The 26,539-nt window shown below is 37.4% G+C and carries 21 protein-coding genes; all 21 read left to right on the top strand.

Going from position 1 to position 26,539, the window contains the following annotated elements:
- Positions 1-214 precede the first annotated feature (214 nt).
- A complete protein-coding gene (locus SAZ04_RS04405; RefSeq protein WP_431308956.1) occupies positions 215-1,654 on the top strand; it encodes a circularly permuted type 2 ATP-grasp protein in 1,440 nt (479 codons plus the stop codon).
- 25 nt (positions 1,655-1,679) lie between these two features.
- Positions 1,680-2,642 carry an alpha-E domain-containing protein gene (locus SAZ04_RS04400; protein ID WP_332691651.1) on the top strand — a complete coding sequence of 321 codons (963 nt, stop codon included), beginning with the start codon at positions 1,680-1,682 and terminating at the stop codon, positions 2,640-2,642.
- Complete coding sequence (locus SAZ04_RS04395) at positions 2,639-3,484, top strand: transglutaminase family protein (protein ID WP_332691648.1); 846 nt, start codon at positions 2,639-2,641, stop codon at positions 3,482-3,484. The genes SAZ04_RS04400 and SAZ04_RS04395 overlap by 4 nt, the downstream gene beginning before the upstream one ends.
- A gap of 539 nt (positions 3,485-4,023) precedes the next feature.
- Positions 4,024-5,112 (top strand): N-acetyltransferase DgcN family protein, encoded by a 1,089-nt coding sequence (locus SAZ04_RS04390; RefSeq protein ID WP_332691645.1) that lies wholly within the window; start codon positions 4,024-4,026, stop codon positions 5,110-5,112.
- Positions 5,109-6,185, top strand: coding sequence for an alanine/ornithine racemase family PLP-dependent enzyme (locus SAZ04_RS04385; RefSeq protein WP_332691642.1), 1,077 nt, complete (start codon positions 5,109-5,111; stop codon positions 6,183-6,185). The genes SAZ04_RS04390 and SAZ04_RS04385 overlap by 4 nt, the downstream gene beginning before the upstream one ends.
- 361 nt (positions 6,186-6,546) lie before the next feature.
- Complete coding sequence (gene ggt / locus SAZ04_RS04380; protein WP_332691639.1) at positions 6,547-8,199, top strand: gamma-glutamyltransferase; 1,653 nt, start codon at positions 6,547-6,549, stop codon at positions 8,197-8,199.
- Positions 8,200-8,229: 30 nt separating this feature from the next.
- Positions 8,230-8,805, top strand: a complete 576-nt coding sequence (locus tag SAZ04_RS04375) for a chromate transporter (RefSeq protein WP_332691636.1) — start codon at positions 8,230-8,232, stop codon at positions 8,803-8,805.
- Positions 8,806-9,339: a chromate transporter gene (locus SAZ04_RS04370; protein WP_332691633.1), complete on the top strand. Its 534-nt coding sequence runs from the start codon at positions 8,806-8,808 to the stop codon at positions 9,337-9,339.
- Between the two features lie 360 nt (positions 9,340-9,699).
- Positions 9,700-11,070, top strand: coding sequence for an NAD(P)-dependent oxidoreductase (locus SAZ04_RS04365; RefSeq protein ID WP_332691630.1), 1,371 nt, complete (start codon positions 9,700-9,702; stop codon positions 11,068-11,070).
- Between the two features lie 23 nt (positions 11,071-11,093).
- Positions 11,094-12,371: an NAD-dependent dihydropyrimidine dehydrogenase subunit PreA gene (gene preA, locus SAZ04_RS04360; RefSeq protein WP_332691627.1), complete on the top strand. Its 1,278-nt coding sequence runs from the start codon at positions 11,094-11,096 to the stop codon at positions 12,369-12,371.
- A gap of 15 nt (positions 12,372-12,386) precedes the next feature.
- The gene (gene hydA, locus SAZ04_RS04355; RefSeq protein ID WP_332691624.1) at positions 12,387-13,805 is read left to right on the top strand and encodes a dihydropyrimidinase; all 1,419 of its coding nucleotides are present in this window, start codon (positions 12,387-12,389) and stop codon (positions 13,803-13,805) included.
- Between the two features lie 28 nt (positions 13,806-13,833).
- A complete protein-coding gene (locus SAZ04_RS04350; protein WP_332691621.1) occupies positions 13,834-14,055 on the top strand; it encodes a hypothetical protein in 222 nt (73 codons plus the stop codon).
- A gap of 260 nt (positions 14,056-14,315) precedes the next feature.
- Positions 14,316-15,917, top strand: a complete 1,602-nt coding sequence (locus tag SAZ04_RS04345; protein WP_332691618.1) for a PucR family transcriptional regulator — start codon at positions 14,316-14,318, stop codon at positions 15,915-15,917.
- A gap of 266 nt (positions 15,918-16,183) precedes the next feature.
- Positions 16,184-17,488 carry a HAMP domain-containing sensor histidine kinase gene (locus SAZ04_RS04340; RefSeq protein ID WP_332691615.1) on the top strand — a complete coding sequence of 435 codons (1,305 nt, stop codon included), beginning with the start codon at positions 16,184-16,186 and terminating at the stop codon, positions 17,486-17,488.
- 117 nt (positions 17,489-17,605) lie between these two features.
- Positions 17,606-18,919 (top strand): oligosaccharide flippase family protein, encoded by a 1,314-nt coding sequence (locus SAZ04_RS04335; RefSeq protein ID WP_332691612.1) that lies wholly within the window; start codon positions 17,606-17,608, stop codon positions 18,917-18,919.
- Between the two features lie 317 nt (positions 18,920-19,236).
- Complete coding sequence (gene treP / locus SAZ04_RS04330) at positions 19,237-20,646, top strand: PTS system trehalose-specific EIIBC component (RefSeq protein WP_332691609.1); 1,410 nt, start codon at positions 19,237-19,239, stop codon at positions 20,644-20,646.
- 214 nt (positions 20,647-20,860) lie between these two features.
- Complete coding sequence (gene treC / locus SAZ04_RS04325) at positions 20,861-22,543, top strand: alpha,alpha-phosphotrehalase (protein WP_431308955.1); 1,683 nt, start codon at positions 20,861-20,863, stop codon at positions 22,541-22,543.
- Positions 22,544-22,572: 29 nt separating this feature from the next.
- Entirely contained in the window at positions 22,573-23,289 is a 717-nt protein-coding gene (treR, locus tag SAZ04_RS04320; RefSeq protein WP_332691603.1) for a trehalose operon repressor, read from the top strand.
- Between the two features lie 41 nt (positions 23,290-23,330).
- Positions 23,331-23,810, top strand: a complete 480-nt coding sequence (locus SAZ04_RS04315) for a glutathione peroxidase (RefSeq protein WP_332691600.1) — start codon at positions 23,331-23,333, stop codon at positions 23,808-23,810.
- 186 nt (positions 23,811-23,996) lie between these two features.
- Positions 23,997-24,302: a MerR family transcriptional regulator gene (locus tag SAZ04_RS04310; RefSeq protein ID WP_332691597.1), complete on the top strand. Its 306-nt coding sequence runs from the start codon at positions 23,997-23,999 to the stop codon at positions 24,300-24,302.
- Positions 24,303-24,489: 187 nt separating this feature from the next.
- The gene (locus tag SAZ04_RS04305) at positions 24,490-26,394 is read left to right on the top strand and encodes an ABC-F family ATP-binding cassette domain-containing protein (protein ID WP_332691594.1); all 1,905 of its coding nucleotides are present in this window, start codon (positions 24,490-24,492) and stop codon (positions 26,392-26,394) included.
- Positions 26,395-26,539 lie beyond the last annotated feature (145 nt).

Raw genomic sequence — 26,539 nt, 5'->3', positions numbered from 1 at the left:
GGTATAAAGGGACGATAGCAAGTTATTTGATAAATAAGATTATCTACGTCCATTGCCTGTCTCCACCTAATACTTTATTGAAGTTCAGTCTTGTACTGAGCTTTTTTCTTTTTGTAGGTATGTTTTTTGTTAAAAGATCTTACATAATATTGAAAAAAATGAAGAGGGTTACTAAATTTATTGTCGAATTCTTTAAAGTAAACTCCTAAGGTAGGTGCTTCTTTTGATAAAAAATTACGATGTTTCAATTGATTTTTATGATGAAATGTTTGCTGAAAAAGAATCTCCCCATACACATTATCAAGCGTTGTATGATAATATCTCGCTACTAGACAAAAAGATTGTGGAGTCACGTTATCAATTAGCACAACAAAATTTTATTCGTCAAGGAATTACCTTCACGGTCTACAATAATTCAGAAGGTACAGAGAGAACGATGCCATTTGACCCGTTACCTCGAATTATTTCAAAAGAAGATTGGAATGTCGTTGAAAAAGGTTTGCAACAAAGGGTTTTAGCGCTTAATGCGTTTTTAGAAGATATATATACGGAACAAGAAATTTTAAAACAAGGAGTAGTCCCTCGAGACTTAGTCGTTACCTCGCCTCATTTTTATCACCAAGTGCATGGCATTAAAGTGCCGAAGAAAAATCATATCTTTATAGCAGGCATTGATTTAATTCGCGATGATGAGGGAAACTATTTAGTTCTAGAGGATAATATTAGAAACCCGTCTGGACTTTCATATGTGTTTCAAAACCGGTTTGTAATGAGAAAGTTATTTCCTGATCTTTTTAACGATTATTCGATTGAGTCATTAGAAAATCAATTACATGAAATGCATGAAGCTTTAAAATATATTGCACCTAATCAAAAAAAGCAGCCAACGATTGTTTTACTCACTCCTGGTGTTTATAATTCAGCTTATTATGACCATAGTTTCCTTGCTAAAGAAATGGGAATAGAATTAGTAGAAAGCCGTGATTTAATTGTAAACAACCAAGTCGTCTATATGAAAACGACAAAAGGATTAAAGCAAGTAGATGTGATTTATCGACGGATTGATGATGATTTCTTGGATCCTCTTGTGTTCCGAGAAGATTCATTAATCGGAGTTGCAGGTTTAATGGATGCATACCGAGCTGGAAATGTTTCGGTAGCCAATGGGGTTGGCAATGGGGTTGCCGATGATAAGGCAACTTATGCGTACGTACCAGATATGATCCGATTCTATTTAAAGGAAGAGCCGATCTTACAAAATGTGAAAACGTATCAGTTGTCAAACAAGGCAGATTATGAGTATGCTCTAGCTAATCTTGATGAATTAGTGTTTAAAGAGCGAAACTCATCAGGTGGTTATAACATGCTGATTGGTCCTCAAGCCACAGAGGAAGAGAAAGTAATTTTCCGTAAGAAGATAATCAAAAATCCTGAAGCTTTTATTGCTCAGCCAACGATTTCCCTTTCTCAATCACCGACCTTTACAGATGAAGGAATAAAAGGAAGACATATTGACTTGCGAGCTTTTGTCGTACTCAATGAAACTCCGCATGTCGTACCTGGTGGATTAACGCGTGTAGCCTTACGAAAAGGGTCACTTGTAGTGAACTCCTCGCAAGGTGGCGGAGGGAAAGATACGTGGGTGTTAGAATAAGTTACAATAGAGAAGAGGGATGCATATGTTAAGTCGTGTAGCAGATTCATTGTATTGGTTGTCACTAAACATGGAACGAGCGGATAATATCACGAAATTGTTATCAGTTCGATTAGTTAGTATTTTAGAGAACAATAACCAGAAAATAGAAGGAGAAGATAATTGGGAGGATTTAGTAAAAATATCAGGAGATATTACTCATTTTTACGGATCGTATTCTGAGTGCAATCGCTCATCTGTTATTCAATATATTGCCTTCTCGAAGAAGAATGCAAGTTCGATTAACTCGTGCATTTCAATTGCAAGAGAGAATGCAAAGGGAATTCGAGAAATTATTCCAATCGAATTGTGGGAAGTCATTAATGATCTTTATTTGAAAATCCGAGCATTTCCGGTAAAAGATGTAACGATCGAACAATTAAATGACTTTTTTCAGATGATACTTGAGAAGTCTTTTCAATTTCAAGGGATTATTACTGGACTAATGCCTAGAGGCGAATCGTATTCATTTATTATGTTCGGAAAACATTTAGAAAGGTTAAGGAAACTATCGAGAACTCTTGACGTTTATTATCATAAAAAAATCAGTGCACGAGATAATAAAGATAGTATAAATTATCATTATTGGAGTGCTGTTTTAAATACATTGGGAGGGTATGAATCTTATTTGCAAAAGTACCATGCTTTTATTGAGCCGATACAGGTTATTAATTATTTGATTTTTGATGAGAGCCTCCCGCGTTCGGCAAACTTTAATGTAAAACGATTATTATATGCATTTGAAAAATTAGAAAGGGATGGAGTGAATCGCTATACAGAAGGACTACATAATAAGTTACATGGATTATTAAATGAAGTTAGTTATGAATCACTTGACCATAGCTCTCTTGCCATTCATGACTATTTCCAAAAGCTTCAACAATTATGTGATGATGTAGGAATTGCTATTATGGATACTTACTACTTAGGAGAGATTAAATCATTATGAAATACGAAGTGCTTCAAAGCACTCATTACCAATACAGTATGCCGATAAGGCAGAGTATTAATCAAAGCATCTTTAAACCAATATCAAGTGAAAATCAAAAGGTTCTTTCATATGAACAAACGATTAGTCCTGAAGCTTTTTGTTCAGAACATAGTGATTACTGGCAGAATGATGTTGTTACTTTTTATATATGGGCTCCTCATGAAGAACTGCATGTGAAAACGCGATCGGTTATTGAGTTAAATCATCGAAGTACAGCGATAAGCATGAGTGATGAGAGTGAAGAAATTATGAATAGTCCTCAATTTAAACAGGATTTTGCAGAATTTTTAATGCCGACAAATTATACCTTTCTTTCTAAAGAAGCGTTACACATAATAAGCGAAACATTGAATAGAACTGCTGTAAACCGATATGTGTTTATGGAGAGGTTAAACACTTACATCTATGAAAATTTCGCATATGTTCCAGGAACAACCGATGTCAAAAGCATTGCAGCTGAAGCCTTTGAGAAGAAAACAGGAGTTTGTCAGGATTTTACCCATCTTATGCTTGCTGTTTGTCGGAATGAAGGGATTCCGGCGCGTTATGTAAGTGGTTATATTTATTCTGGGGAGGATGTAGCAATGCGTGGCGATTCAGTGACTCACGCTTGGGTGGAAGTCTATTTTCCTAAGCATGGTTGGGTTGGATTTGACCCAACCAATAATATGCTAGCGCGGGATCAGCATATTTGTGTAGCGACAGGGAGAGATTACGCAGATGTATCTCCTTTAAAGGGTGTATATTATGGAAATGCGGAACAAGAGCTGACTGTGTCAATATCAGTAAAAGCTATATGATGCTTAAGCCGGATGAAAATTGACCTTTGAAAGATTCACGAGGAAGAGGCTACTGAGTTCATTTGCAGAGAAAATAATCCTAACATCATAATGGCATATCAAATCTTATAAGTTTTGGTATGCTATTTTGTATTTCCAAAATAACAGTGAAAAAGGCAGTAATTGTTCTCATTATGAGGATGAGGAAGAAAGACGACCTTCCTATTATAATTTCAATTTCCTAAGACAATTCAAGGAGGAATTATGGATAATAATGGAGTTACCCGTTCCTCTAAATACTATATCCTTAAAATGAACCGGGCTTTTTAGCTAGAACTTGATTTTATAAAAAGTCTTTGAAATAAAAAACCAACTCTTATTCGTTTACTATGCTATACTTGTACACACGTATGAATATTATGTATATTCTGAAAAAAATTACATTTTTTTACTTATAGGCTATTTTCTATACGGGTCAGGTGTTTTTTTCTTGACCAAATGTAAAATCTCTTTTACGCGGAGATACAGCAGTAAAAATAGATTTTGGGAGGAAAAGCCTTATGAAAGAAACAGCAATAGTATATTGTGAAAATAAATTTGGAACAATGGATGGAAAGACGGCTAATGGATTGGTTAGAAGCTCAAGGAAATTTGAAATTGTTGGAGTTATTGATAGTACAAAGGTTGGTATGGATTCTGGTGACTATCTTTTAGGAGAGAAAAATGGAATTCCTATATTCGAAAACCTTAATCATGCGCTGGAACATTTACCGAGTGTCCCTAATCAATTCATATATGGAATAGCTCCTTCTGAAGCATTTTTGAAAGAGGATGAGAGAAATCTTCTTTTTAAAGTGATGGAACATGGAATGAATATCGTAAACCCTCTTCATGAATTTTTTACAGATGATGAAGAATTTATAAAGCTTTCTAAACAGTTTAATATTACAATCGATGACATAAGAAAGCCTGCGCAAAAAAAGGACATGCATCTTTTTTCAGGGCGGATTTTAAACATCGATACACCGATCGTAGCCGTACTTGGCACCGATAGCGCAATAGGTAAGCGAACAACGTCGGTACTGCTTGAAGATGCCTTGCTTGAAAGGGGCTTAAATGTCGCTTTTATTGCAACGGGACAAACAGGGTTAATACAAGGCGCGAAATACGGTGTTGCCATTGATGCGATTCCATCTCAGTTTATGACCGGTGAAATTGAAAACCAGATCATGAAAGCTTATGAAACTGATAAACCCGATATTATTATCGTTGAAGGTCAAGGAGCGTTAAGTCATCCTGCGTATATAAGTTCGTGTGGGATTATAAGAGGTTCAAGGCCTGGGGCAGTCATCATTCAACACGCGCCAAAACGAGAACATTTAGGTGATTTCAGCTATATGAAAGTGCCAACGGTAAAAAGTGAGATCGACCTCATTGAAAACTTTTCACAGTCAAAAGTGATCGCGGTGACGATCAACCATGAAAACATGTCTGATGAAGAGCTTGCTAACACCATTTTAGAATATGAAGATGATCTTAAGCTTCCAACGACAGATGCTCTCAAATTTGGATGCGACAAACTGATCACTTCTATCTTTGATACTTATCCAAACTTGAAAAGCAAACAGAAAAAAGTATTATTTAATTGACCCAGCCCCATACACCACGTGTCGAAATTAACCTTGCTAAAATTGCCCATAATGCAGCGAAGCTAGTCGAAATATATGGCTCTAAAAATATCGGGATAATGGGCGTTACAAAAACCGTTTGCGGAGCTCCAAAAATAGCAAAGATATTATTGGAACAAGGTATTCATATGCTCGCAGATTCGAAATTGGTTAATCTCCAAAAAATGCGTGATGCCGGAATTAAGGCAAACTTTGTTTTATTACGATCACCTGCATTAAGTGAGATTGATTCGGTTATAGAAAATGCTGATATTAGCATTAATACCGAACTTTCTGTTATTACAAAATTATCTGAAGCCGCTTTGGGATACAACACTGTGCAGAAGATTATTCTCATGATCGAAATGGGAGATTTAAGAGAAGGGATCATGCCTGTAAATCTTGAAGCTTTTATTCAAGAGGTCTTGAAACTTCAAGGGATTAGCATTGTAGGGATAGGTGTAAACTTTGCTTGTTTTGGCGGAGTCAAACCAAACGAACAAAAAATGATTGAATTATCTACACTAGCCGGTGCAGTTGAAACGAAATTTTCTCTTCCTCTTTCCTATGTATCAGGTGGAAACTCAGCTAATTATAATTGGTTTATGACAGCTGAAAGTGTTGGGAAAGTTAATAACTTACGGTTGGGCGAATCTCTTTATTTGGGACGTGAAACCTTAAACCGAATGCCTATTCCAGAATTATATACAGACGCGTTTACTTTCGTTACAGAAGTTATTGAATCGAAAATAAAACCATCTTTACCTTACGGAGAAATAGGACAGAATGCTTTTGGAGTCTTTCCAGAGTTTCAAGATCGTGGACAAATGAGTAGAGTTATTCTTGGAGTAGGAAATCAAGACGTACTCGTGGCAGGACTAATACCAATGTTGGATATTGAAATTCTTGGTTCAAGCAGCGACCACACCGTTCTCGATTCCAAAAAATGTAACTTACTGGTAGGGGACGAAGTAACGTTCAACCTTGACTATGGTGCACTTCTTTCCGTAATGACTTCTCCTTATGTATATAAAAAGTACTGTAGCGCCATTTAAGGTTGGTTAAACAGTCCCACATATTAATCAAGTTTGTACTATTTATGTACCAGTCCTTTTAGGGCTGGTCTTTTTTTATGCGACGCAGGTACATGATCTAAGTGGTTCAAATGTGATAATAGTAAATAATTCAGTAGCTAATCTTGCTACAGCACATTTTAAAAAATAGCAGAGGAAGTTTCCCTTGCTTCTAAGGTCACAACGATTCAACTTTCTTTTGGAATTGATTGTGACTAATAATAAACTTTTTGTAATGGTATTTTTAATTTTTGTTACTTTTTGTTCATTAAAGTACTTAAAATAATTAACAAAAGATATTATAATGGTGTATATGAGAGAGAAGGGAGAAAGGTGGTCCATAATGACTTATAAAAGAGATCAAGCATACCGTGCAACAACTATGGCTCCAAATGGAATGATTACAACCCCTCATTATTTAGCTTCGCAAGCAGGGATGAATGTGTTACAAAACGGAGGAAATGCTGTTGAAGCTGCTGTTGCAGCAGCATCTACCATTGCGGTTGTCTATCCTCATATGAATAGCATTGGAGGAGACAATTTTTGGTTAATTTATAATGCTAAGACAAAAGAAGTGAAAGCGCTGAATAGCAGTGGCCGTTCTGGGGAGAACGCTATGATCTCTTTATATGAAGAGCGCGGATTAGGTACTATCCCTGCTAGAGGATATTTATCGGCTAATACCGTTCCTGGAGCAGTAGCTGGCTGGGACCAAGCCTATCGATATTCAAGTGAAGCATTATCAAGCACATTCTCATGGAAGGAACTATTGCAGTCCTCGATCCTTTATGCAAAAGAAGGGTTTGGAGTTACACCAAGTCAAGAATATTGGACAAAAGTGAATCTAAATGAAAAAGATCGAGATTTTAGAAATCTGCAACGTTTCCCAGAATTTTCTCGTACGTTTTTAAAAGAAGACGGTTCCTTGTACAAAAAAGGAGACCGAATGAAGCAGCTTGATTTAGCAAGAACGTTGGAAATCATTGCTGAACAGGGGAGTAAAGCCTTCTATGAAGGGGAAATAGCAAGTCAAATCGTTGCCGATCTTCAGGCGAATGGGGGTTTGTTAACGCTCAATGATTTTAAACATCACAGGTCCAGTTGGGTAGATCCACTATCTGTTGATTACAGGGGATACACAGCTTATAACCTCCCGCCAAATACACAAGGAATGGCATCGTTATCGATTTTAAATATTTTGAATAATTTTGATATATCTTCTATTGAAGAAGGGTCAAGTGAGTATTACCATTTGTTGATTGAAGCTACGAAACTAGCATTTGCTGATCGTGACCACTGGCTGACTGATCCTGACTTTTCACATATACCATTAGAGGATTTATTGTCCAAATCACATGGGATGGAACTTGCAAATCAAATCAATAAACAGTTCTCAAAAGCAATGGAAAAAAAGTTAGATCCCAAAGGTGACACAGTTTGGTTTGGTGTAGTCGATAAAGAAGGGAATGCGGTATCGTTTATTCAAAGTATTTATCACGACTTTGGTTCTGGTATTATTCCCAAAAATACAGGTGTTCTATTACAAAATAGAGGAAGCTTCTTCTCATTAGATCGAAATCATGTGAATTGTTTAGAACCAAATAAAAGAACGTTTCACACGTTAAACCCAGCCATGTTGTTAAAAGAAGATGCTCCTCATCTTGTTTATGGAACGATGGGTGGAGAAGGTCAACCGCAAACTCAAGCAGCACTTGTTACACGGATTATTGATTACAAATTTGATGTGCAAGCGGCCATTGAAGCACCTAGGTGGTTATATGGTCGAACTTGGGGAGCGGGTTCAAACAATGTAAAGATTGAATCGCGTGTTTCAAAGGAAGCGATCGCTTCGCTTGAGAAGGGAGGTCATGATGTAGAAGTGGTAGACGAATTTACGGATATTATGGGGCATGCAGGTGCGATATTAATTAATAATAACAATGTGAAGCTTGGAGGATCTGATCCAAGAGGAGATGGTTCTGCACTTGGTTATTAATGGAGTCAATACAATGTGGGGGGCATATAAATGAAAACACATTTGCATTTATTTATCGCGTTTTTTCGGTCGGGAATGTTAGGTTTTGGTGGTGGACCATCCGCAATTCCACTTGTTCATAAAGAAGTAGTCCAAACTTTTAAGTGGATGAACGATGATGAATTCAGTGATGTTCTAGCTTTAGGGAATACATTGCCAGGTCCTATTAATACAAAGATGGCTGGTTACATCGGTTATCGTGTTGCTGGTGTGCTTGGAATGATTAACGCGGTGCTGTCATCGATCGTACCTTCTATCCTTATGATGATCGTGTTGTTAACGACCTTGGCATCTTTTAAAGATCAACCTTGGGTTGCTGGAATGACTAGAGGTGTCATGCCAATTGTTGTTGTCTTAATGGCTGTTCTAACTTGGGACTTTTTCAAAAAATCGAAAGAAGGACTCGGTTATAAGGGTAGCATTGTACTTTTAGTAGCTAGTTTTTTACTAATAGAACTGTTGCATGTACACCCAGGTTTGTTGATTGCTCTTTTGCTCTCTTATGCGTTGTTAAAGCCCAATAAACAGAAAAAAGAAGAAAAAAGAGCGAAAAGGGGAGTGAGCTAGATGATTTATTGGGAATTATTTCTTGCGTTTTTCATCCCTGGAATTGTTGGATATGGTGGAGGTCCAGCATCAATTCCGTTAGTCGAGTATGAAGTGGTCACTCGTTATCAATGGATGACGGTTTCAGAGTTCAGTGAGGTGTTAGCGTTGGGAAATGCATTGCCAGGTCCTATTGCTACGAAAATGGCTGGCTATATTGGTTATGAGGTTGGTGGAGTATTAGGCGCTGTCGTTGGAGTATTTGCAACTGTAGCTCCATCGTTGATTTTAATGATTACGCTTCTTGGAATATTATATAAATTTAAAGAGTCACCAAAAGTAAAACGAATGACAGCACTTGTCCGTCCTACTATTGCTATTTTATTAGCTGTCCTAACGTTTCGCTTTTTAGAAAGTTCTTATGAAGGAGCAGGAGTATGGCATACGTTACTTCTGTTAGTGTTAGGCTTTTTGTTGCTAGAAAAATGGAAAGTTCATCCTGCTTTTGTAATATTAGGCGGGTTAGGGTACGGAGCTATATTTTTAAGTTTTTGATAAGAGGAGGGTGACTTAGGTCACTCTCTTTTTGTTTGGAGAAAATGACAATTTTCTGTTAAAAAGGATTGGTTTGTTAATAAAGTGTGTTAGAAAACCTTCTTAAGTAAAAGTAAGATGTTGGAAGACATGATAGGATACGAACAAACAATTCAGAAAAATCAGGTAACAAGTTGTAAAAAAGGATCTTCTTTATTTGAGTAGTATTTAACATTGTGTCTGATGACGTTTCTATTTATTGTGAGTAAACTAGAAAGTAGATTCTGAAAAATCTAACTATTTTGTTTTCTTGAAGTGACACGAAACATAAGTACGTTTTTTATCACTTCTCTTTCCTATGCTAAAAAGGAGGTTGATTATATGAATCTAGACCTAAAATCTCGAATCAATAATAATCTTGAACGAAATTTTCAAGAAGTAGAAAACGGACTCTCTGCGCAAGAGGCCTTAGAAGAGGCAAGCCGTTGTTTGTATTGTTATGATGCCCCCTGTATTGAGGCTTGTCCGACTGGGATTGATATCCCATCATTTATTAAAAAAATTGCATCGGGTAATCTGAAGGGATCAGCTCGTACAATAATGATGGAAAATCCCGTTGGTGCAAGCTGTTCGCGAGTATGTCCAACCGAAGAGTTATGTGAAGGGTCCTGTGTTTTGAATCATTCAACAAAACCTATTATGATTGGTAACTTACAAAGATATGCAACGGATTGGGCGATAAAAAATGAGCAAGCACTTTTTAAAGCAGGACAAAAAAATGGAAAATCAGTGGCGATCATTGGTGGGGGGCCCGCTGGGTTGTCAGCTGCTCGTGAACTCGCATTGTTAGGATACAAAGTAACGATTTTTGAAGCTGAAAAAGAAGCTGGTGGTCTTAATACGTACGGGATTGTTTCGTTTCGATTGCCTCAATCAGTTTCATTTTGGGAAGTGGAGCAAGTGCAAAGTCTAGATGTTGAAATTCGAACAAATACAAGAGTTGGAGTAGACATACAACCAAAAGATTTAGTCGATAACTACGATGCAGTTGTACTTGCTATCGGAATGGCGACTGTACCATATCTTGGCATAGAAGGTGAGGAGGTAGAGGGAGTTCTTGATGCGATTGACTTTGTAAAAGCAACAAAGTCGAACCCTTTATCTGATCAATATATTGGAAAAAGGGTAGCCGTCATTGGTGCTGGGAATACAGCAATTGATGCGGCAACATGTTCTGTACGTTTAGGTGCAGAAAGTGTTTCAATTGTTTATCGGCGTACGGCTGAAGAAATGACAGCCTATCCATTTGAATTTGAATTTGCCAAACAAGAAGGAGTTGAGTTCCGCTGGTTGACCGCACCAAAAAGGATACTTCTTGATGAAAAAGAAAACATCAAAAGTCTTGAATGCGTGAAAATGGACCTAGGTGAAGCAAGTGAAGATGGACGTAGACGACCAGTTGTAGTTGATAGATCTGAATTTTTGCTTGATGTGGACATAGTTATCCGAGCAATTGGACAATCACGATACATCAACTTGATCAAACAGTTCGGTTTAAATCATAAAGATGGCGTAGTGACAATTGATCAAGAAACCTTTCAAACGTCGAACGAAAGCGTATTTGCCTGTGGGGATGTCATCTTTGGGAAAGGACAAGGAGAAGCAATGGTTGTATCCGCAGCTCAACAAGGAAAACTAGTCGCTTATCAAATCCATAAGAAGACAAGTGAATTGGCAAGCGAGACTGTATAGACGTAAATAAGGGAGGTTATCATATGGTCGATTTACGTACGAATTTAGCGGGAATTACCTCACCGAACCCGTTTTGGTTAGCGTCTGCTCCACCAACAAACTCAGGATATCAAGTACAGCGAGCATTCGAAGCTGGGTGGGGAGGAGCTGTATGGAAAACGTTAGGCGACCCTATTTTGAACGTATCGTCTAGATTTGCTGCAGTGAGTTTTAACGGTCAAAGAATAGCTGGATTCAACAATATCGAATTAATAACAGATCGTCCATTAGAAGTGAATTTAAAAGAAATAGCTGAGACGAAAAAGCGGTTTCCGAATCATACGATTGTTGCTTCATTAATGGTTGAACCGAACCAGGACAAATGGCACGAAATCGTTAAACAAGTAGAGGCTGTTGGAGTTGATGGCTTAGAGCTTAATTTTGGCTGCCCTCATGGAATGGCTGAGCGTGGCATGGGATCAGCTTCTGGTCAGATCCCAGAGTTAGTGGAAAAACAGACGTATTGGGTAAAAGAGGTGGCGCAAACACCAGTCATTGTTAAGTTAACCCCCAATATTACTGATATTACCATTACAGCTGAAGCAGCTGTTAAAGGTGGGGCGAATGCTGTAAGTATGATAAATACGATCAATAGTTTAGCCGGAGTTGATATTGACTCTTGGAATACCATTCCTCATGTTGCTGGGAAAGGGGCCCATGGTGGCTATTGCGGACCAGCTGTGAAACCAATTGCTCTTAACATGGTTGCAGATTGTGCGAGAAATCCACTGATCCATGTACCAATTTCTGGAATGGGTGGAGTTTCTGATTGGAAGAACGCAGTGGAGTTCATGCTTATGGGAGCTTCAAATGTACAAGTATGTACAGCTGCAATGCACCATGGTTTCAGGATTGTTGAAGACATGATTGATGGACTTTCAAATTATCTAGAAGAGAAAGGGTTGTTTTCAGTAAGTGAATTAGTTGGCAGATCTGTGCAAAAGTACTCTGATTGGGGTGATTTAGATTTAAACCATAAAGTGGTAGCGCGAATCAACACGGACACCTGTATTAATTGCAACAAGTGTCATATCGCTTGTGAAGATACATCTCATCAATGTATTGATATGTTGAAAGATCCCGCAGGAAATAAATACTTACAAGTAAGAGAAGAAGATTGTGTTGGATGTAACCTGTGTTCCATTGTTTGTCCTGTAGATGGAGCCATTGATATGGTCGAACTTCAAACCGAGTTACCTAGGATGAGTTGGAATGAGCGACAAGCTATAATTAGTGGAATCGATAAAACAGTAAAAGCCTAATATGGAGGGAAGCGAATGAAAAAGTTAATTCAAAATGGCACAATTGTCACAGCTACAGATCAATATGCTGCTGACATTTTAATCGAAGGAGAAATCATTTCAGCAATTGGATTAAATTTACAAGCAGAGGGGGCTGAACTGGTTGATGCTACATGTTGTTATGTGTTTCCAGGTGGAATTGATCCACATACCCATCTAGAAATGCCATTTGGAGGAACCGTGACAAAAGATGACTTCGCCTCTGGAACAAAAGCTGCTGCTTTTGGTGGGACGACAACAGTAGTTGATTTTTGTTTAACAAATAAAGAAGAGCCATTACAAGCTGCGATTGATCGTTGGCACGCTAAATCAGAACATAAGGCAGTCATTGATTATAGCTTCCATTTAATGATCGGAGAAATGAACGAACAAGTATTAAAGCAACTGCCTGCCGTTATTAATGACGAAGGGATAACATCTTTTAAAGTATTTATGGCTTATAAAAACGTTTTTCAAGTGGATGATGAGACGTTGTTTCGTACGCTCATAGCAGCAAAAGAATTAGGCGGTCTTGTTATGGTTCACGCTGAAAATGGCGATGTAATCGAATATTTAACAAATCAAGCATTAGCCAATGGCCAAACAGAACCGATTTATCACGCAAAGACGCGGCCACCTGAAATTGAAGGAGAAGCAACTGGTCGTGCGGCCCAGTTAACAGGACTTTCAGATTCTCAGCTTTATGTTGTTCATGTTTCGTGTGCCCAAGCCGTTGAAAAGATTATGGAAGCAAGAAAAAAGGGCATTCAAGTATATGGAGAAACTTGTCCTCAATATTTAGTTTTGGATGAAACGTATCTAGAAAAACCGGATTTCGAAGGAGCAAAATATGTGTGGTCACCACCACTAAGAGAAAAGTTTCATCAAGACGTCCTTTGGAATGCGTTGAAAACAGGTCAACTTCAAACAGTAGGGTCAGACCAATGTTCATTTGATTTCAAAGGACAAAAAGATTTAGGGAAAGGCGACTTCACAAAAATACCAAATGGAGGACCCATTATTGAAGATCGTGTTAGTTTACTCTTCTCAGAGGGTGTGAAGAAGGGGAAAATTTCCTTACAACAATTTGTAGACCTCACGTCAACTAGAGCTGCAAAATTATTCGGGTTATTCCCGAAAAAAGGAACGATAGCTGTTGGTACTGATGCAGATTTAGTTATTTTTGATCCTCATGCAGAACGAGTAATATCAGCGACTACTCATTATATGGCGGTTGATTATAATCCGTTTGAGGGGATGAAAGTAACAGGAGAGCCAATAAGCGTTTTATCTCGTGGTGAGTTTGTAATTCGTGATAAAACATTTGTTGGTAAAGAAGGAAAGGGACGATATCTTAAGCGTCAAAAGTTTGGAACTCCAGAAGAGTCTGTAATGAATAAGACGATAACCGTATAGATAATACATGTAGGCGGAGGTGTGAAAGTTGTCTGATTACCAACAATTTTTAAGTGAACGTGAGAAAGTTGATTATTTACTAGAGAAAGGTTATCAAATTGACTCTGTTACTGAAAATTTCAATGGTTCTTATGTTGACTTCTCGCTGAAAACATCAGAAAACCTCAAGGATACCGTTCAACTTCATATACAGACAGTGGAAGCACGTAAGTACTTTTCTACAAAACTTATGATTCAACAAAGTAGGTGAAAACAAAAGAGGCTGACTCAAAACCCAATGGTCTGACCCCATGAGCAAAATATAAGGGAGCTTTTTAAAAATCAGCACCTAGTATATTGAGCTGACTTGCCAGGGCCGGATCCTTGAGACATCCTCTTCTTAAACTTTTTCTTACAATTAAACGATAATCAGTCTCTATTTCATTGTGAGAATACATTACAAAATATCCCGTAACTAACATTTCCTTTTATATAATTGAGTCTAAGAGGCAAATGATAGGGGGAAACGAAATGGAAGAAGAGATAACGATTGAAACGGCCCTCAAAAGAAAACAATTTCGTCATGCAGATTTTGTAGCCGGTTTTAATGGGAAAAGCAATAGAATTAAATGGGTTCATGTTGTGGAAATTATGGACATCAAGCACCTTTTGAAAGGGCAGGAATTAATCTTGACAACAGGTCTTTGGTGGAAAGGAAATACGTCATCGTTATTGTCTTTTTTACAACAATTAATTGATTGCCAGGTCGCAGGTTTATGTATTGAGCTTGGAACGCGTATGAACAGTCTCCCTGACGAAGCGATAGAATTCGCTGATCGTCATCAACTGCCTATTATTCTTTTTCGAGAAGAAGTGCCTTTTGTTGAAATTACGCAAGATTTACATGCTTCTATAATAAATAAACAGGTTACTTCTTTAACCCTCTTAGAAACGTTTTCGCAAAAGCTAAATGAATTGTTACTACGAATGGCCAATAGAACGGAACTTGTATCGTTGCTCCAACGCTATACAGATGTTCAAGTTATCATGAGGAGTCAGCAAGAAACGATCTATCTCCCAAATTGTACGAAGTATGAAAAAGACAAACTTCAGAAGGTGGTAACTAGTCAATCTAATAAAAATACCAATATCATAAAGAAACATGTTCATATACTTGGCGGGAATCAGTTAGAAATCATTCTCGTAAAAGATCAAGGTAAGTTTCAAGAAATTGACTGCCATTTGTTAGACAAAACCGTTACGGCTCTCGCGCAACACCTTCTCCGTGAATTGTATATAGAGGAAAGAAGAGGAGTAGAAGAAGGGCATTGGTTAAATGGTTGGTTAAAAGGGGAACATACCGAGGAAATGATTCATGAATACATGTATTATTATGATTCGGATATAAGTGAAAATGGAGCTGTTGTTTGCGTTTTAGCGAAGGCGCAAGCGAATTCTTATAAAACTGAATTAGCTTATCAAAAGTTGCTAATACGGACGACATTTGAACAAGAAGGATTTACGACATTCTTAACTGAAATGCCCATGCAACTAGGCTGGATTTTAGTCAATAATCGGTCTGTTACTGATTGGAAAGAAAGAGTTCATAGAGCAATAAATAAGTTAAATCAGATGGAACGACAAGAGTGGCATGGGCGTATTTCAGCAGTAGGAGTAGGGAAATTTGTTTCCTTGTGGAAGGATATAGCAAAAAGTTTTGAAACAGCAAAGGAAGCACACTCTCTCATTCCTCTTGTGAAAGAAAAAAAGGAAATGTATGTGTTTGAAGATCTTCAACTTTATCGAATGCTTAGTGTTTTTCATAATAAAACCGATCTTGGTGAAATGATGGAAACAAGTCTAAAGCCTGTTTTAGATTATGATGCTCGTTATAATGCTAAACTATTAGATACACTTCAAATGTACCTTGCCTGTCAAGGGTCAAAGCAGGAAACAGCTAAAAGATTATATATTGTTCGCCAAACTTTGTATCATAGAATTGAAAAATTAGAAACTCTTTTAGGATCAGACTTTATGGATAGAGAACGTCGTCTTATGATTGAATGGATGCTATTTGCCTATGAGCGGTTGTGTCAGGATGAAAAGATAAGTGAATTAAGCAGAACGATTTAAAGCTGGTAAGGATTCTATTCTTACTAGTTTTTTCATTTCTTTGGTTCGAAGTTTGCAACTGAATTCATTTTTGGTTGACAATGTGTCTAATGATTAAAGGAGGATAATCTACACCTCATGGGGATTGATTAACAACATCTACTAGATGGTGTGTTCTTGCGTTTTCCTGTTCTTTTACTAATATTTAGTTTTTTGCAGGATTTTGATAGAATGTGTCGAATAGTGCTGTAATAAAAAAGAAAAGAATCCACAGGGTGGACAAAAAGGTGGCGAACCTTTACATGATTGCTGAAAAACTCCTTTTACATGTGTTAATCGTACTAATACCACTATTGGTTGTGAGTTTTTTTGTCAATGATAGGAAGGGAAGGAAATCGAAGACAATTTTAGTTGCTTTGCTAGCAATAGCAGCAATTTTATGTATGGTGTTTACGTTTGAAGAACAAGGATTATATTGGGATTTGCGTTATGTCTTGCTTATGCTTGCTTTTTTATATGGAGGAGCCAGAGCAGGATGGGTTGTTTGTGGCGTTATATTGCTAACTAGAACCTATATAGGTGGTGAGCACCTCTTTATCGGTTATGTGGTAGTGCTTGCTTTGTCTACTATTTTTTATTTGTATACGAGTCAATATCAGCAGATCAAGCAAAAGTGGAAAAGGGTACGTTTTGCGATAAATCTGGTTTTTTGGCCAGCTATTGTTCAATTGACGTTACTCATCGTTTATTTAGAACTGATAGGTGATCTCTATTATCAATTTGGACATGTTATATTTTACACCATTGTGTTTATGTTGACTTTGATCGTTGCAGTGGGATTCTCGACGCTTCTTCTTGAGCAAATGTTGGAACGAAAGCAGATGCAGGAGGAAATGGAAAGGGCAGTTAAAATGCATGCGATTAGTGAATTAGCTGCATCAATTGCACATGAAGTACGCAATCCATTAACTGTTGTAAAAGGATTTCTCCAACTGATGAAAAAGGATGAAAAGGGGGAGAATAAAGAATTTTTTTCGATTGCACTTTGTGAAATGAATCGGGCAGAAGAAATAATAAGTGATTATTTAAATTTTGCCAAACCGCAGTTCAAAAATGTTCAAGTTATGGAAGTAAATCAGGTGCTGAAGGAAATAATTAACATTCTAACTCCTTATGCATTAAAAGAAAATGTAGAATTGACGATTGTGGGTTCAAATAAGACAAGTGTACGAAGTGACCAAAATCAATTTAAACAAGTATTAATAAACCTGATCAAAAATGCGATTGAAGCAACACCAAAAAACGGCAAAGTAAATGTAAAACTTGAAGATGATAAATCGGTCGTTAAAATAACGATAACGGATACAGGTAAAGGGATGTCAAATGAACAATTGGCCAATATAGGTACGCTTTTTTATTCTACAAAGGATAAAGGAACGGGGCTCGGGACAATGGTCTCGTTTCGCATCATTGAGGAAATGGGTGGCACGATTAGGTATGAAAGCAAGGTTAATATTGGAACAAAAGTGACAATTGTCTTGCCCGTTGAGTTAAGTTTGTTATGTGCAACAGACATACTACATAATGAGTAAACCAGCCTGATGATGGTTGGGTTTTTTTTACTATGTAAGCGTATTCTTTCTTTTCTTACCCATAATTCATGAACTTGTCTCATATAAATTATGGACAGGGAATAAGGGAGAGAAGCGATGAATATTTTTTTGAAAAGTGCATTACTGTTAATAGTTGTTGCTTTCTTAGGTGAATGTATCGAGTTTTTAATAAATATGATATTGGCTCGAGAATTAGGAGAAGAAGGTCTCGGCTTATATATGTCTATTTTGCCAACGATCCTTTTTATTGTCGTCATAGCTAGCTTAGAGCTGCCAATATCGATTTCTAAGTTTGTTGCAGAAAAAGATGTTATCTTTCATCGGAGTATGTTAATGCATGCCTTGCGATTTGCGATCCTTTGCACGGTAGTTTTTTCAGTGGTGGCTTTATGGTTACTCCCTATTATTCCGGTGTTTGACCGCTATCATCCACTTGTGCCATGGTTATTCATTTTGCTAATTCCAATTATTTCATTTTCATCAGTTGCTAGGGGTTATTTCATGGGTGCGCAAAGGATGGGGAAAATTGCCTTTGCTAATTTTCTAAGAAGAGCTGGACAGCTTGTCTTATTAATCGTACTCTTTATGCTTACTTCATTTGAAGCAGAAGTTGCCTTGCTAGTTGCTCTTACTACATTGATTGCGAGTGAATTTCTTGTATTGAGTTATTTATTTATTGCTTTTTTAATTCAAATGCGTATTTTAAAAAGAAGACCACGAGCGGCCTTGTCTGGTAGTAAGGTTCGAAAAAGTTTGCTCGAAGTATCGATTCCTACAACAGGTTTGCGCATATTCCATGCGGCCACTTTTGCGGTAAAGCCATTCTTTATTAAAGAAACATTAGTTAGAGCTGGAATGGTCGATTCTATTGCAATGGTGCAATATGGGAAAATGGCTGGGGTAGCTTTTACGATTGGCTTTTTTCCAGCATTTATTGCACATTCTTTATTAATTGTGTTAATACCAACTGTTTCTGAGGCATATTCGAAAGGGAATATAGCAAGATTGCGTTCGCTACTAAGAAGAGTTATGTTGGTAACAGTGTGTTATGGAATCCCCGCTGTAGTAATCTTTTATTTCTTTGCTGAACCTTTAACGAGTCTCTTTTTTGAGAATTCTCCTGCTATTCGATATTTACAATTGCTCGTGCCTTACTTTTTGTTTCACTTTTTTGTTATTCCTATGCAAGCTTATCTGATAGGACTTGGATTAGTAAGAGATGCATTTCTCCATGCTCTATATTCGACTGTTTTTTCATTTGTAACGATGTATTTCCTTGGTTCCATGCCAGCTTTGCAAATGGATGGTATTATCCTTGGAATGAATATGGGGGCGGTCCTCCTTACACTTCTTCATTATGTAACGATATGTAATAAAATAGGGGTGACGTTGTTACTGACAAAAAAATAGCATGAACAACCTTTTAAAGGGTCTGACTCTAGTGCATAGTGTGCACTAGAGTCAGACCCTTTTGTTTTTCAGTACCTTCTTTTGTTTTAGGTTTGGTTTTTTCTTTTTGAACAGACTCGAAGCAGCGTGCGGAGCCATTGCGGCCTACTTTTTGAAGGAGTAGCTCAAACAAGGAAGGGAAATCTTAGAAAGAAGAGGAAAGTTGTTGACTAATATGTATATACAAGTTAGAATGAAACCGTAACCAACATGTATATACAAGATCGATTGTAAAAAGTTGTAAAAATATGGAAACGTTCACTGAGAGGGGAATAACGATGAGTGAGTTAAAAGAATCAGCGAAACAAATACTCGCTGCATTAGGTGGTGAGGAAAACATAGCGTCTGCAACGCATTGTGTTACACGCTTACGCCTAGCATTATTAGATGAAGGCAAAGTAGATAAAGAGGCGTTAGAAAACATTGATGTAGTACGAGGTTCGTTTTCAACAAATGGTCAATTCCAAGTAGTAATCGGGCAAGGGACGGTTGATAAAGTTTATAAAGAGTTTATCTCACTTGCTGGAATTTCTGAGGCAACGAAAGAAGAGACGAAAAAAGCGGCAGCCCAGAATTTGAACCCATTACAAAGAGCAGTAAAGATGCTCGCAGATATTTTTATTCCGATTTTACCTGCCATTGTAACAGCAGGTTTACTAATGGGGATTAACAATATTCTAACAGCGCCTGGAATTTTCGGAGAGCAATCTGTCGTAGAGATGTTTCCGCAATGGGCTGATTTTGCTAATATTATTCATTTAATTGCTAATACTGCTTTTGTGTTTTTACCAGGGTTAATTGGATGGTCAGCAGTGAAACGATTTGGTGGAAATGAGTTGCTAGGTATTGTTCTAGGGTTAATGCTTGTTCATCCTGACTTGTTAAATGCTTGGGCATATGGGGAAGCTCAAGAAGCTGGAACGATTCCATATTGGAATTTGTTCGGATTTGATGTAGCAAAGGTAGGATATCAAGGTCAAGTTCTACCAATTTTAGTAGCTGCATATGTGCTAGCTAAAATTGAAATCGCATTAAAAAAACGTGTTCCCGATGGTTTTCAATTATTAGTTGTAGCACCAATTGCTTTACTAGTTACAGGATTCATAGCATTTATTGCTATTGGTCCAGTTACGTTTGCGATTGGAAATGGAATTACCGCGATATTTGTCGGTATTTTTGATAATTTTTCTTTTTTAGGTGGTCTTTTATACGGTGCGATTTATGCTCCATTAGTCATCACGGGTATGCACCATACGTTCTTAGCAGTTGACCTTCAGCTAATTGGAAGTATTGGTGGAACGTTCTTATGGCCGATTGTTGCTCTTTCTAATATTGCGCAAGGGTCAGCGGCGCTTGCGATGTACTTCATATTAAAAGATGAAAAGGTAAAAGGATTATCTTTTACATCTGCTGTCTCAGCGTATCTTGGTATTACTGAACCAGCGATGTTTGGGGTGAACTTACGCTATCGTTTTCCATTTATATGTGCGGTGATTGGCTCAGCTATTGCGGCAATGTGGATTACCTTAAACTCAGTTGTTGCATCGTCAATTGGTGTAGGTGGCCTTCCAGGTATTTTCTCAATTCAAGCAGGTCAATGGCTTGTCTTTGCAATTGGAATGGTGATCGCAGTAGTTGTACCATTGGTTTTAACGTTTATATTTGCAAAAACACGTAAAAATATTTAAATAATCGTTTGTTTAAGAAAAGAGGGTGCATTTATAATCTCAGTGACCAAGATTTGGGAGCTGCTATGCTGGTTGCACCCTTGTTTTTTTAAAATAGAACATTTAAACTTGTCTTGTATATACAAGTTTTTCGGTGGGTGACAACGGATAATATCATCGGATAATGGTTGAATGTATTGGAAGGGAATATTACAAAAGGTAAAAGGAAGGTGCAATGAGAATGAATGAATGGTGGAGAAAATCAGTCGTTTATCAAATTTATCCAAAAAGTTTCAATGATACAATAGGAAATGGTGTTGGAGACTTAAAGGGGATTATTGAGAAACTAGATTATCTCAATGATCTAGGTGTAGATGTACTTTGGCTTACACCTGTTTATGCGTCACCTCAAAAAGATAATGGATATGATATTTCAGATTATTATTCAATACATGAGGAATACGGCACGATGGACGATTTCGAACGTTTATTAGAAGAAACCCATAAACGCGGGATGAAATTAATTATGGACCTTGTGGTGAACCATACATCTATAGAACACAACTGGTTTAAAGAGTCGCGGAAAGCAATAGATAATCAATATCGTGATTTCTATATTTGGAAGGACCCTGTTAATGGCGAAGAACCAACAAACTGGCAATCGAAGTTTGGGGGTAATGCTTGGAAATATGATGAAGAGACGGGTCAATATTATTTACATCTATTTGATGTTACCCAGGCTGATTTAAATTGGGAAAATGAAACCTTACGAAAGCATGTCTATGATATGATGCATTTTTGGTTTGATAAGGGGATTGATGGGTTTCGTTTAGATGTCATTAACCTTATTTCAAAAGATCAATCTTTCCTAAATGATGATGGGTCTGTCGCACCAGGTGATGGTCGGAAGTTTTATACAGATGGAACACGGGTCCATGAATTTTTGCAAGAGATGAATCATGAAGTGTTGTCGAAATATGATAGTATGACGGTTGGAGAAATGTCCTCAACTTCCATTGAGCACTGCATTAAGTATTCCAATCCAGAGCGTAACGAATTAAGCATGACCTTCAACTTTCACCACCTAAAAGTCGATTATCCGAATGGGGAGAAGTGGGCGTTAGCTGATTTTGATTTTCTTGCTTTGAAGAAAATCTTAACAAAATGGCAAGTTGAAATGAATAAAGGTGGAGGCTGGAATGCGCTTTTCTGGTGTAATCATGACCAGCCAAGAGTTGTGACACGTTATGGAAACGACACAACCTATCATAAAGAATCAGCGAAAATGCTTGCAACAACGATTCATTTGATGCAAGGGACACCTTATATATATCAAGGTGAAGAATTTGGAATGACGGACCCAGGGTTTGAGGGTATTGATGATTATCGTGATGTTGAAACGCTTAATTATTATCAAATCATGAAAGCAAAAGGTATTCCAGAAGAGAATATTATGGAAATTATTAAACGGAAATCGCGTGATAACTCACGTACTCCTGTTCAGTGGAATGATCAAGAAAATGCGGGATTTACAACAGGAACTCCTTGGATTCCAGTTGCTCGAAATTATAAAGAGATTAATGCGGAAAAAGCTGTCGCAGACCAATCATCTATTTTTTATCATTACAAAAAGTTAATTCAGTTACGTAAGGAGTACAACATTTTCACAGTGGGAGATTATCAGCTTTTGCTGGATGAAGATCCACAACTGTTTGTATATGAGCGTACAAATGGGACTGAAAAAGCTCTTGTTATTAATAACTTCTATGGGAATGATGCAGTATTTACGTTGCCTGGAGAGTGGGTTGATGATAAAGCCAATAGTGAGCTAGTGCTTTCAAATTATCAGGACTCAATCTCACTAGAAAAAACGATGAGACTACGCCCGTATGAGTCGCTCATTTATTACGTGAGATAAACGTGATACACTAAATTGGGTGGTTTATCATGACAAAAAATAAATTTAGAATGATTTATGATGACTTAGCTGGGAATATCCAAAATGGAATTTTAAAAGCAAATGAGCTTCTGCCTTCAGAAAACGAGTTGGCTGATACTTATAAAGCTTCACGAGAAACAATACGAAAAGCGCTAAAGCTATTGTCTGAACATGGGTATATTCAAAAGATGCAAGGGAAAGGATCCGTGGTATTAGACGTTACAAAAATTAATTTTCCGATTTCGGGTCTTGTTAGTTTTCGAGAATTAGCAGATAAGATGGGGAAAAGGGCAAAAACGGATGTCGTGTCCCTTGAGGAACAAGTCATACCGACAGATATACAAGAACATTTTCAAACAAGAGAAGAACCGGATATATGGAAGGTTGTTCGAATTCGAGAGATCGATAAAGAAAAAATCATCTTAGATAAAGATTACTTGCTTTCCTCGCTTGTTCCTGGCTTAACAGTGGACATTTGTACGCGTTCCATTTACGCTTACATTGAACAAGTACTTGGCCTGTCAATAAGCTTTGCTAAAAAGGAAATTACCGTCGAAACCCCGACAGAAGAAGACCGTGAACTTCTCGATTTAGTAGGCTACGATACGATTGTTGTTGTTAGAAGCCATGTGTATTTGGATGATGCGACGATGTTTCAATATACGGAGTCAAAACATCGTCCTGACAAGTTTCGGTTTGTCGATTTTGCTAGGAGAACGCGCTAATAGCTCGTCCATAAGCGAATTGTTCGAGAGGAGGAGTTAGGATGAGTGTCCACCAATTTTCAGTTTTGGAGCCAAGTGGGAATGAGTTATCATTGGAGCATTACAAGGGCAATGTTCTATTAATTGTCAATACGGCAACTAAATGTGGGTTTGCTCCTCAATTTAATGGACTCGAAAAGTTATATCAGGAGTATAGCGAGAATGGACTGGCTGTACTCGGTTTTCCTTGCAATCAGTTTATGGGCCAAGAGCCTGTAAGTGATAGTGAAATGGAGGAAGTATGTAAGCTTAATTTCGGGGTCACCTTTCCATTGTTTGCGAAAATTAATGTGAATGGCAGTGATGCTACTCCTTTATATAAGTATTTAAAGAAAGAACAAAAGGGGCTATTATCTTCGGAAATAAAGTGGAACTTCACAAAATTTTTAGTTGATAAAGAAGGAAAGGTCATCGAGCGTTATGGACCAAATGTTGCCCCAAAGAAAATAGGAGAGGACATTCGTAAGTTACTCTTAGATTAAACATGTCGTTTCAGTAGCCTCGAAAAACCGACCTTTTTCAATAGTCTCATTATAACAAATCCTTTTTTGTATATTTTTTCCCTACAATCTATATCTTTCTTTGTATTTGGAAAATAAGAATGAGTTATGATAAAAAGAGCAAGAGCAAAATATGGTGATTCTCACCTAACAAAAGGGGGGGAGTGGGTGTCATCATACAAAGACAACAAGGTTATTACTATCGGTGTTGTCAGTGAATTGACCGGATTATCAGAAAGGCAGATACGTTATTATGAAGAAAGGAAATTGATTTTTCCTGTTCGGTCTAATGGCAGGACTCGGAAGTATTCATTTAATGATGTCGAGAGACTGGTTGACATCGCTAACAAAATCGAGGATGGTATGGGAACTTTTGAAATTCGAAAAACCGAGAAAAAAGTAAAAACCAAAGAAGAAGATAGAAACCGTATGCTTCGTGGTCAAATTAATGCAGCGTTTAAAATTCGTAAATAAAATAATAAAGTAAAAACAAGGGCAACGAATCAATTCGTTGCCCTTGTTTTTACTTTATTGTAGCATGAAAACAACAATCATTACGAAAAGAGCCTTTTAAATATAGAAAGCTGTTTTAAGAAGATGCAACAAAGTCTAAGTTGCGATAAGATAGATAAATAAGTTTACAAAAAAGGGCGGAAAACATATGAGTATGCTACAAGTAGAAGGATTAATGAAAACATATGGCGATAAGACATTGTTTGATAATCTCTCTTTTACGATAGGGGAGAAAGAACGAATTGGTCTAATTGGAATTAATGGAACGGGAAAATCTACCCTTTTAAAAATACTTGCAGGAATTGAATCGGCAGATAAAGGCGAGTTAATTCATGCCAATGATTTTCAAATTGAATATTTGCCACAACAGCCAGAATTAAACGAAGACTTAACTGTAATGGAACAAATTTATTTCGGTGATTCAAAAATAATGAAGGCAATGCGTGCTTATGAACAAAGCCTTTTGTTATTTGAGAAAGAACCTGAACGTGATGAGTGTCAAAGGCAATTTATGAAATGGCAACAACGTATGGATGAATTAGATGCATGGGAAGCGAATACACTTGCCAAAACAATACTTTCGAAACTTGGCATAACGAACTTTGAAGTCACCATTAACCAACTTTCTGGTGGACAAAAGAAGCGTGTTGCAATTGCGAAAGCATTGATTCAACCAGCAGATCTGCTCCTATTAGATGAACCTACTAACCACCTTGATCATGAAACGATTGAGTGGCTTGAAAGTTTCTTATCTACATATAAAGGGTCGATTATCCTTATTACGCATGATCGTTATTTTTTAAATCGAGTTACTAACAATATGTATGAGCTTGACCAAGGGAGGTTATTTACATACGTCGGCAATTATGAATTGTTTTTAGAGAAAAAAGCTGAGCGTGAGTTACAGGAAGTGCAAAGAGATCAGAAGCGTGCAAACATTTTAAGGCGCGAATTAGCTTGGTTAAAAAGAGGAGCCAAGGCGAGAACAACAAAGCAAAAAGCACGTATTGGAAGGGTTGAATCATTACAAGAGGAAGAAAGTGTATCGAAACGAGGAGAATTTGATTTTGCCATTGGGTCAAAACGGCTAGGAAAGCAAGTGCTCGAACTTACTGATGTAACCAAAAGCTATGATCAAAGCGTGCTCATTCAGTCATTAGATTATTTAATCGTTAAGGGAGAACGCTTAGGTATTGTTGGACCGAATGGAAGTGGGAAAACAACGTTATTAAATATGTTAGCTGGTCGAATTACTCCTGATTACGGGACAATCACAACAGGTGAAACCGTTAAGATCGGTTATTACACGCAAGAGGATGGAGAAATAGACGATTCTTTACGTATGATCGATTATATAAAAGAAATTGCAGAAGTTGTTTATACAGTTGATGGGACGGTTGTTACGGCAGAACAAATGTTAGAACGCTTTCTCTTTCCGAGGTCGGTACAATATACGTATATTCGTCGGTTGTCAGGAGGAGAACGCAGGCGACTTTATTTGCTAAAAGTGTTAATGACAGAGCCGAATGTATTGTTTTTAGATGAACCAACCAATGATTTAGATACAGAAACACTATCGGTGCTTGAAGATTATTTAGAGCAATTTCCAGGCGTTGTGATTACGGTTTCTCATGATCGCTATTTTCTTGATCGTGTAGTCGATCATTTGCTCGTTTTTGAAGGAGAAGGTATCGTATCTAGATTTCAAGGGCATTATACAGATTATCTAGCGCAAAAGCAGATTGAATTAGAGCATTCAAAAATAGAGGAAAAAGAATCTCGTCGTCAAGAAGTGTCGGAAAAAGAAACGCGTAAAAAGCTCTCGTATAAAGATCAATTGGAATGGAATGAAATTGAAAATACGATCAGCGAACTTGAAATGAAAATTGAAACAGTTGAGCAACAAATTATTAATGCGGGTAGTGATTATGGAGTCATTCAAGATCGGATGAAAGAAAAGGAACAGCTAGAAAAGGATCTAGAAACGACAATTGAACGATGGACAGAATTATCACTCTTAGTTGAAGAAATAGAAAACGGTCGTAAAAATTGAGTAAAGTAGAATGGTGTCGAAGAAAGTTGGTGGTGATACTTATAATAATTTTCTTGAAGCGGTAACCTATAGGATGGGTAACGCTTTCTTTTTTTCGACAAATGGACGAAAATGATTGATTATAAATGTTTTTGATTGTATAATA

This window comes from Halalkalibacter lacteus (genome assembly GCF_036663595.1).
GTDB classification, from domain to species: domain Bacteria; phylum Bacillota; class Bacilli; order Bacillales; family Bacillaceae_D; genus Halalkalibacter; species Halalkalibacter lacteus.
This window is presented reverse-complemented; position numbering and strand designations above follow the sequence as displayed.

Bases quoted from the DNA above. Each gene is read 5' to 3' on its own strand.
- SAZ04_RS04400 (WP_332691651.1), top strand. From the start codon at position 1,680: ATGTTAAGTCGTGTAGCAGATTCATTGTATTGGTTGTCACTAAACATG.
- SAZ04_RS04395 (WP_332691648.1), top strand. From the start codon at position 2,639: ATGAAATACGAAGTGCTTCAAAGCACTCATTACCAATACAGTATGCCG.
- SAZ04_RS04390 (WP_332691645.1), top strand. From the start codon at position 4,024: ATGAAAGAAACAGCAATAGTATATTGTGAAAATAAATTTGGAACAATG.
- ggt (WP_332691639.1), top strand. From the start codon at position 6,547: ATGACTTATAAAAGAGATCAAGCATACCGTGCAACAACTATGGCTCCA.
- SAZ04_RS04375 (WP_332691636.1), top strand. From the start codon at position 8,230: ATGAAAACACATTTGCATTTATTTATCGCGTTTTTTCGGTCGGGAATG.
- SAZ04_RS04370 (WP_332691633.1), top strand. From the start codon at position 8,806: ATGATTTATTGGGAATTATTTCTTGCGTTTTTCATCCCTGGAATTGTT.
- SAZ04_RS04365 (WP_332691630.1), top strand. From the start codon at position 9,700: ATGAATCTAGACCTAAAATCTCGAATCAATAATAATCTTGAACGAAAT.
- preA (WP_332691627.1), top strand. From the start codon at position 11,094: ATGGTCGATTTACGTACGAATTTAGCGGGAATTACCTCACCGAACCCG.
- hydA (WP_332691624.1), top strand. From the start codon at position 12,387: ATGAAAAAGTTAATTCAAAATGGCACAATTGTCACAGCTACAGATCAA.
- SAZ04_RS04345 (WP_332691618.1), top strand. From the start codon at position 14,316: ATGGAAGAAGAGATAACGATTGAAACGGCCCTCAAAAGAAAACAATTT.
- SAZ04_RS04335 (WP_332691612.1), top strand. From the start codon at position 17,606: ATGAATATTTTTTTGAAAAGTGCATTACTGTTAATAGTTGTTGCTTTC.
- treP (WP_332691609.1), top strand. From the start codon at position 19,237: ATGAGTGAGTTAAAAGAATCAGCGAAACAAATACTCGCTGCATTAGGT.
- treC (WP_431308955.1), top strand. From the start codon at position 20,861: ATGAGAATGAATGAATGGTGGAGAAAATCAGTCGTTTATCAAATTTAT.
- treR (WP_332691603.1), top strand. From the start codon at position 22,573: ATGACAAAAAATAAATTTAGAATGATTTATGATGACTTAGCTGGGAAT.
- SAZ04_RS04315 (WP_332691600.1), top strand. From the start codon at position 23,331: ATGAGTGTCCACCAATTTTCAGTTTTGGAGCCAAGTGGGAATGAGTTA.
- SAZ04_RS04305 (WP_332691594.1), top strand. From the start codon at position 24,490: ATGAGTATGCTACAAGTAGAAGGATTAATGAAAACATATGGCGATAAG.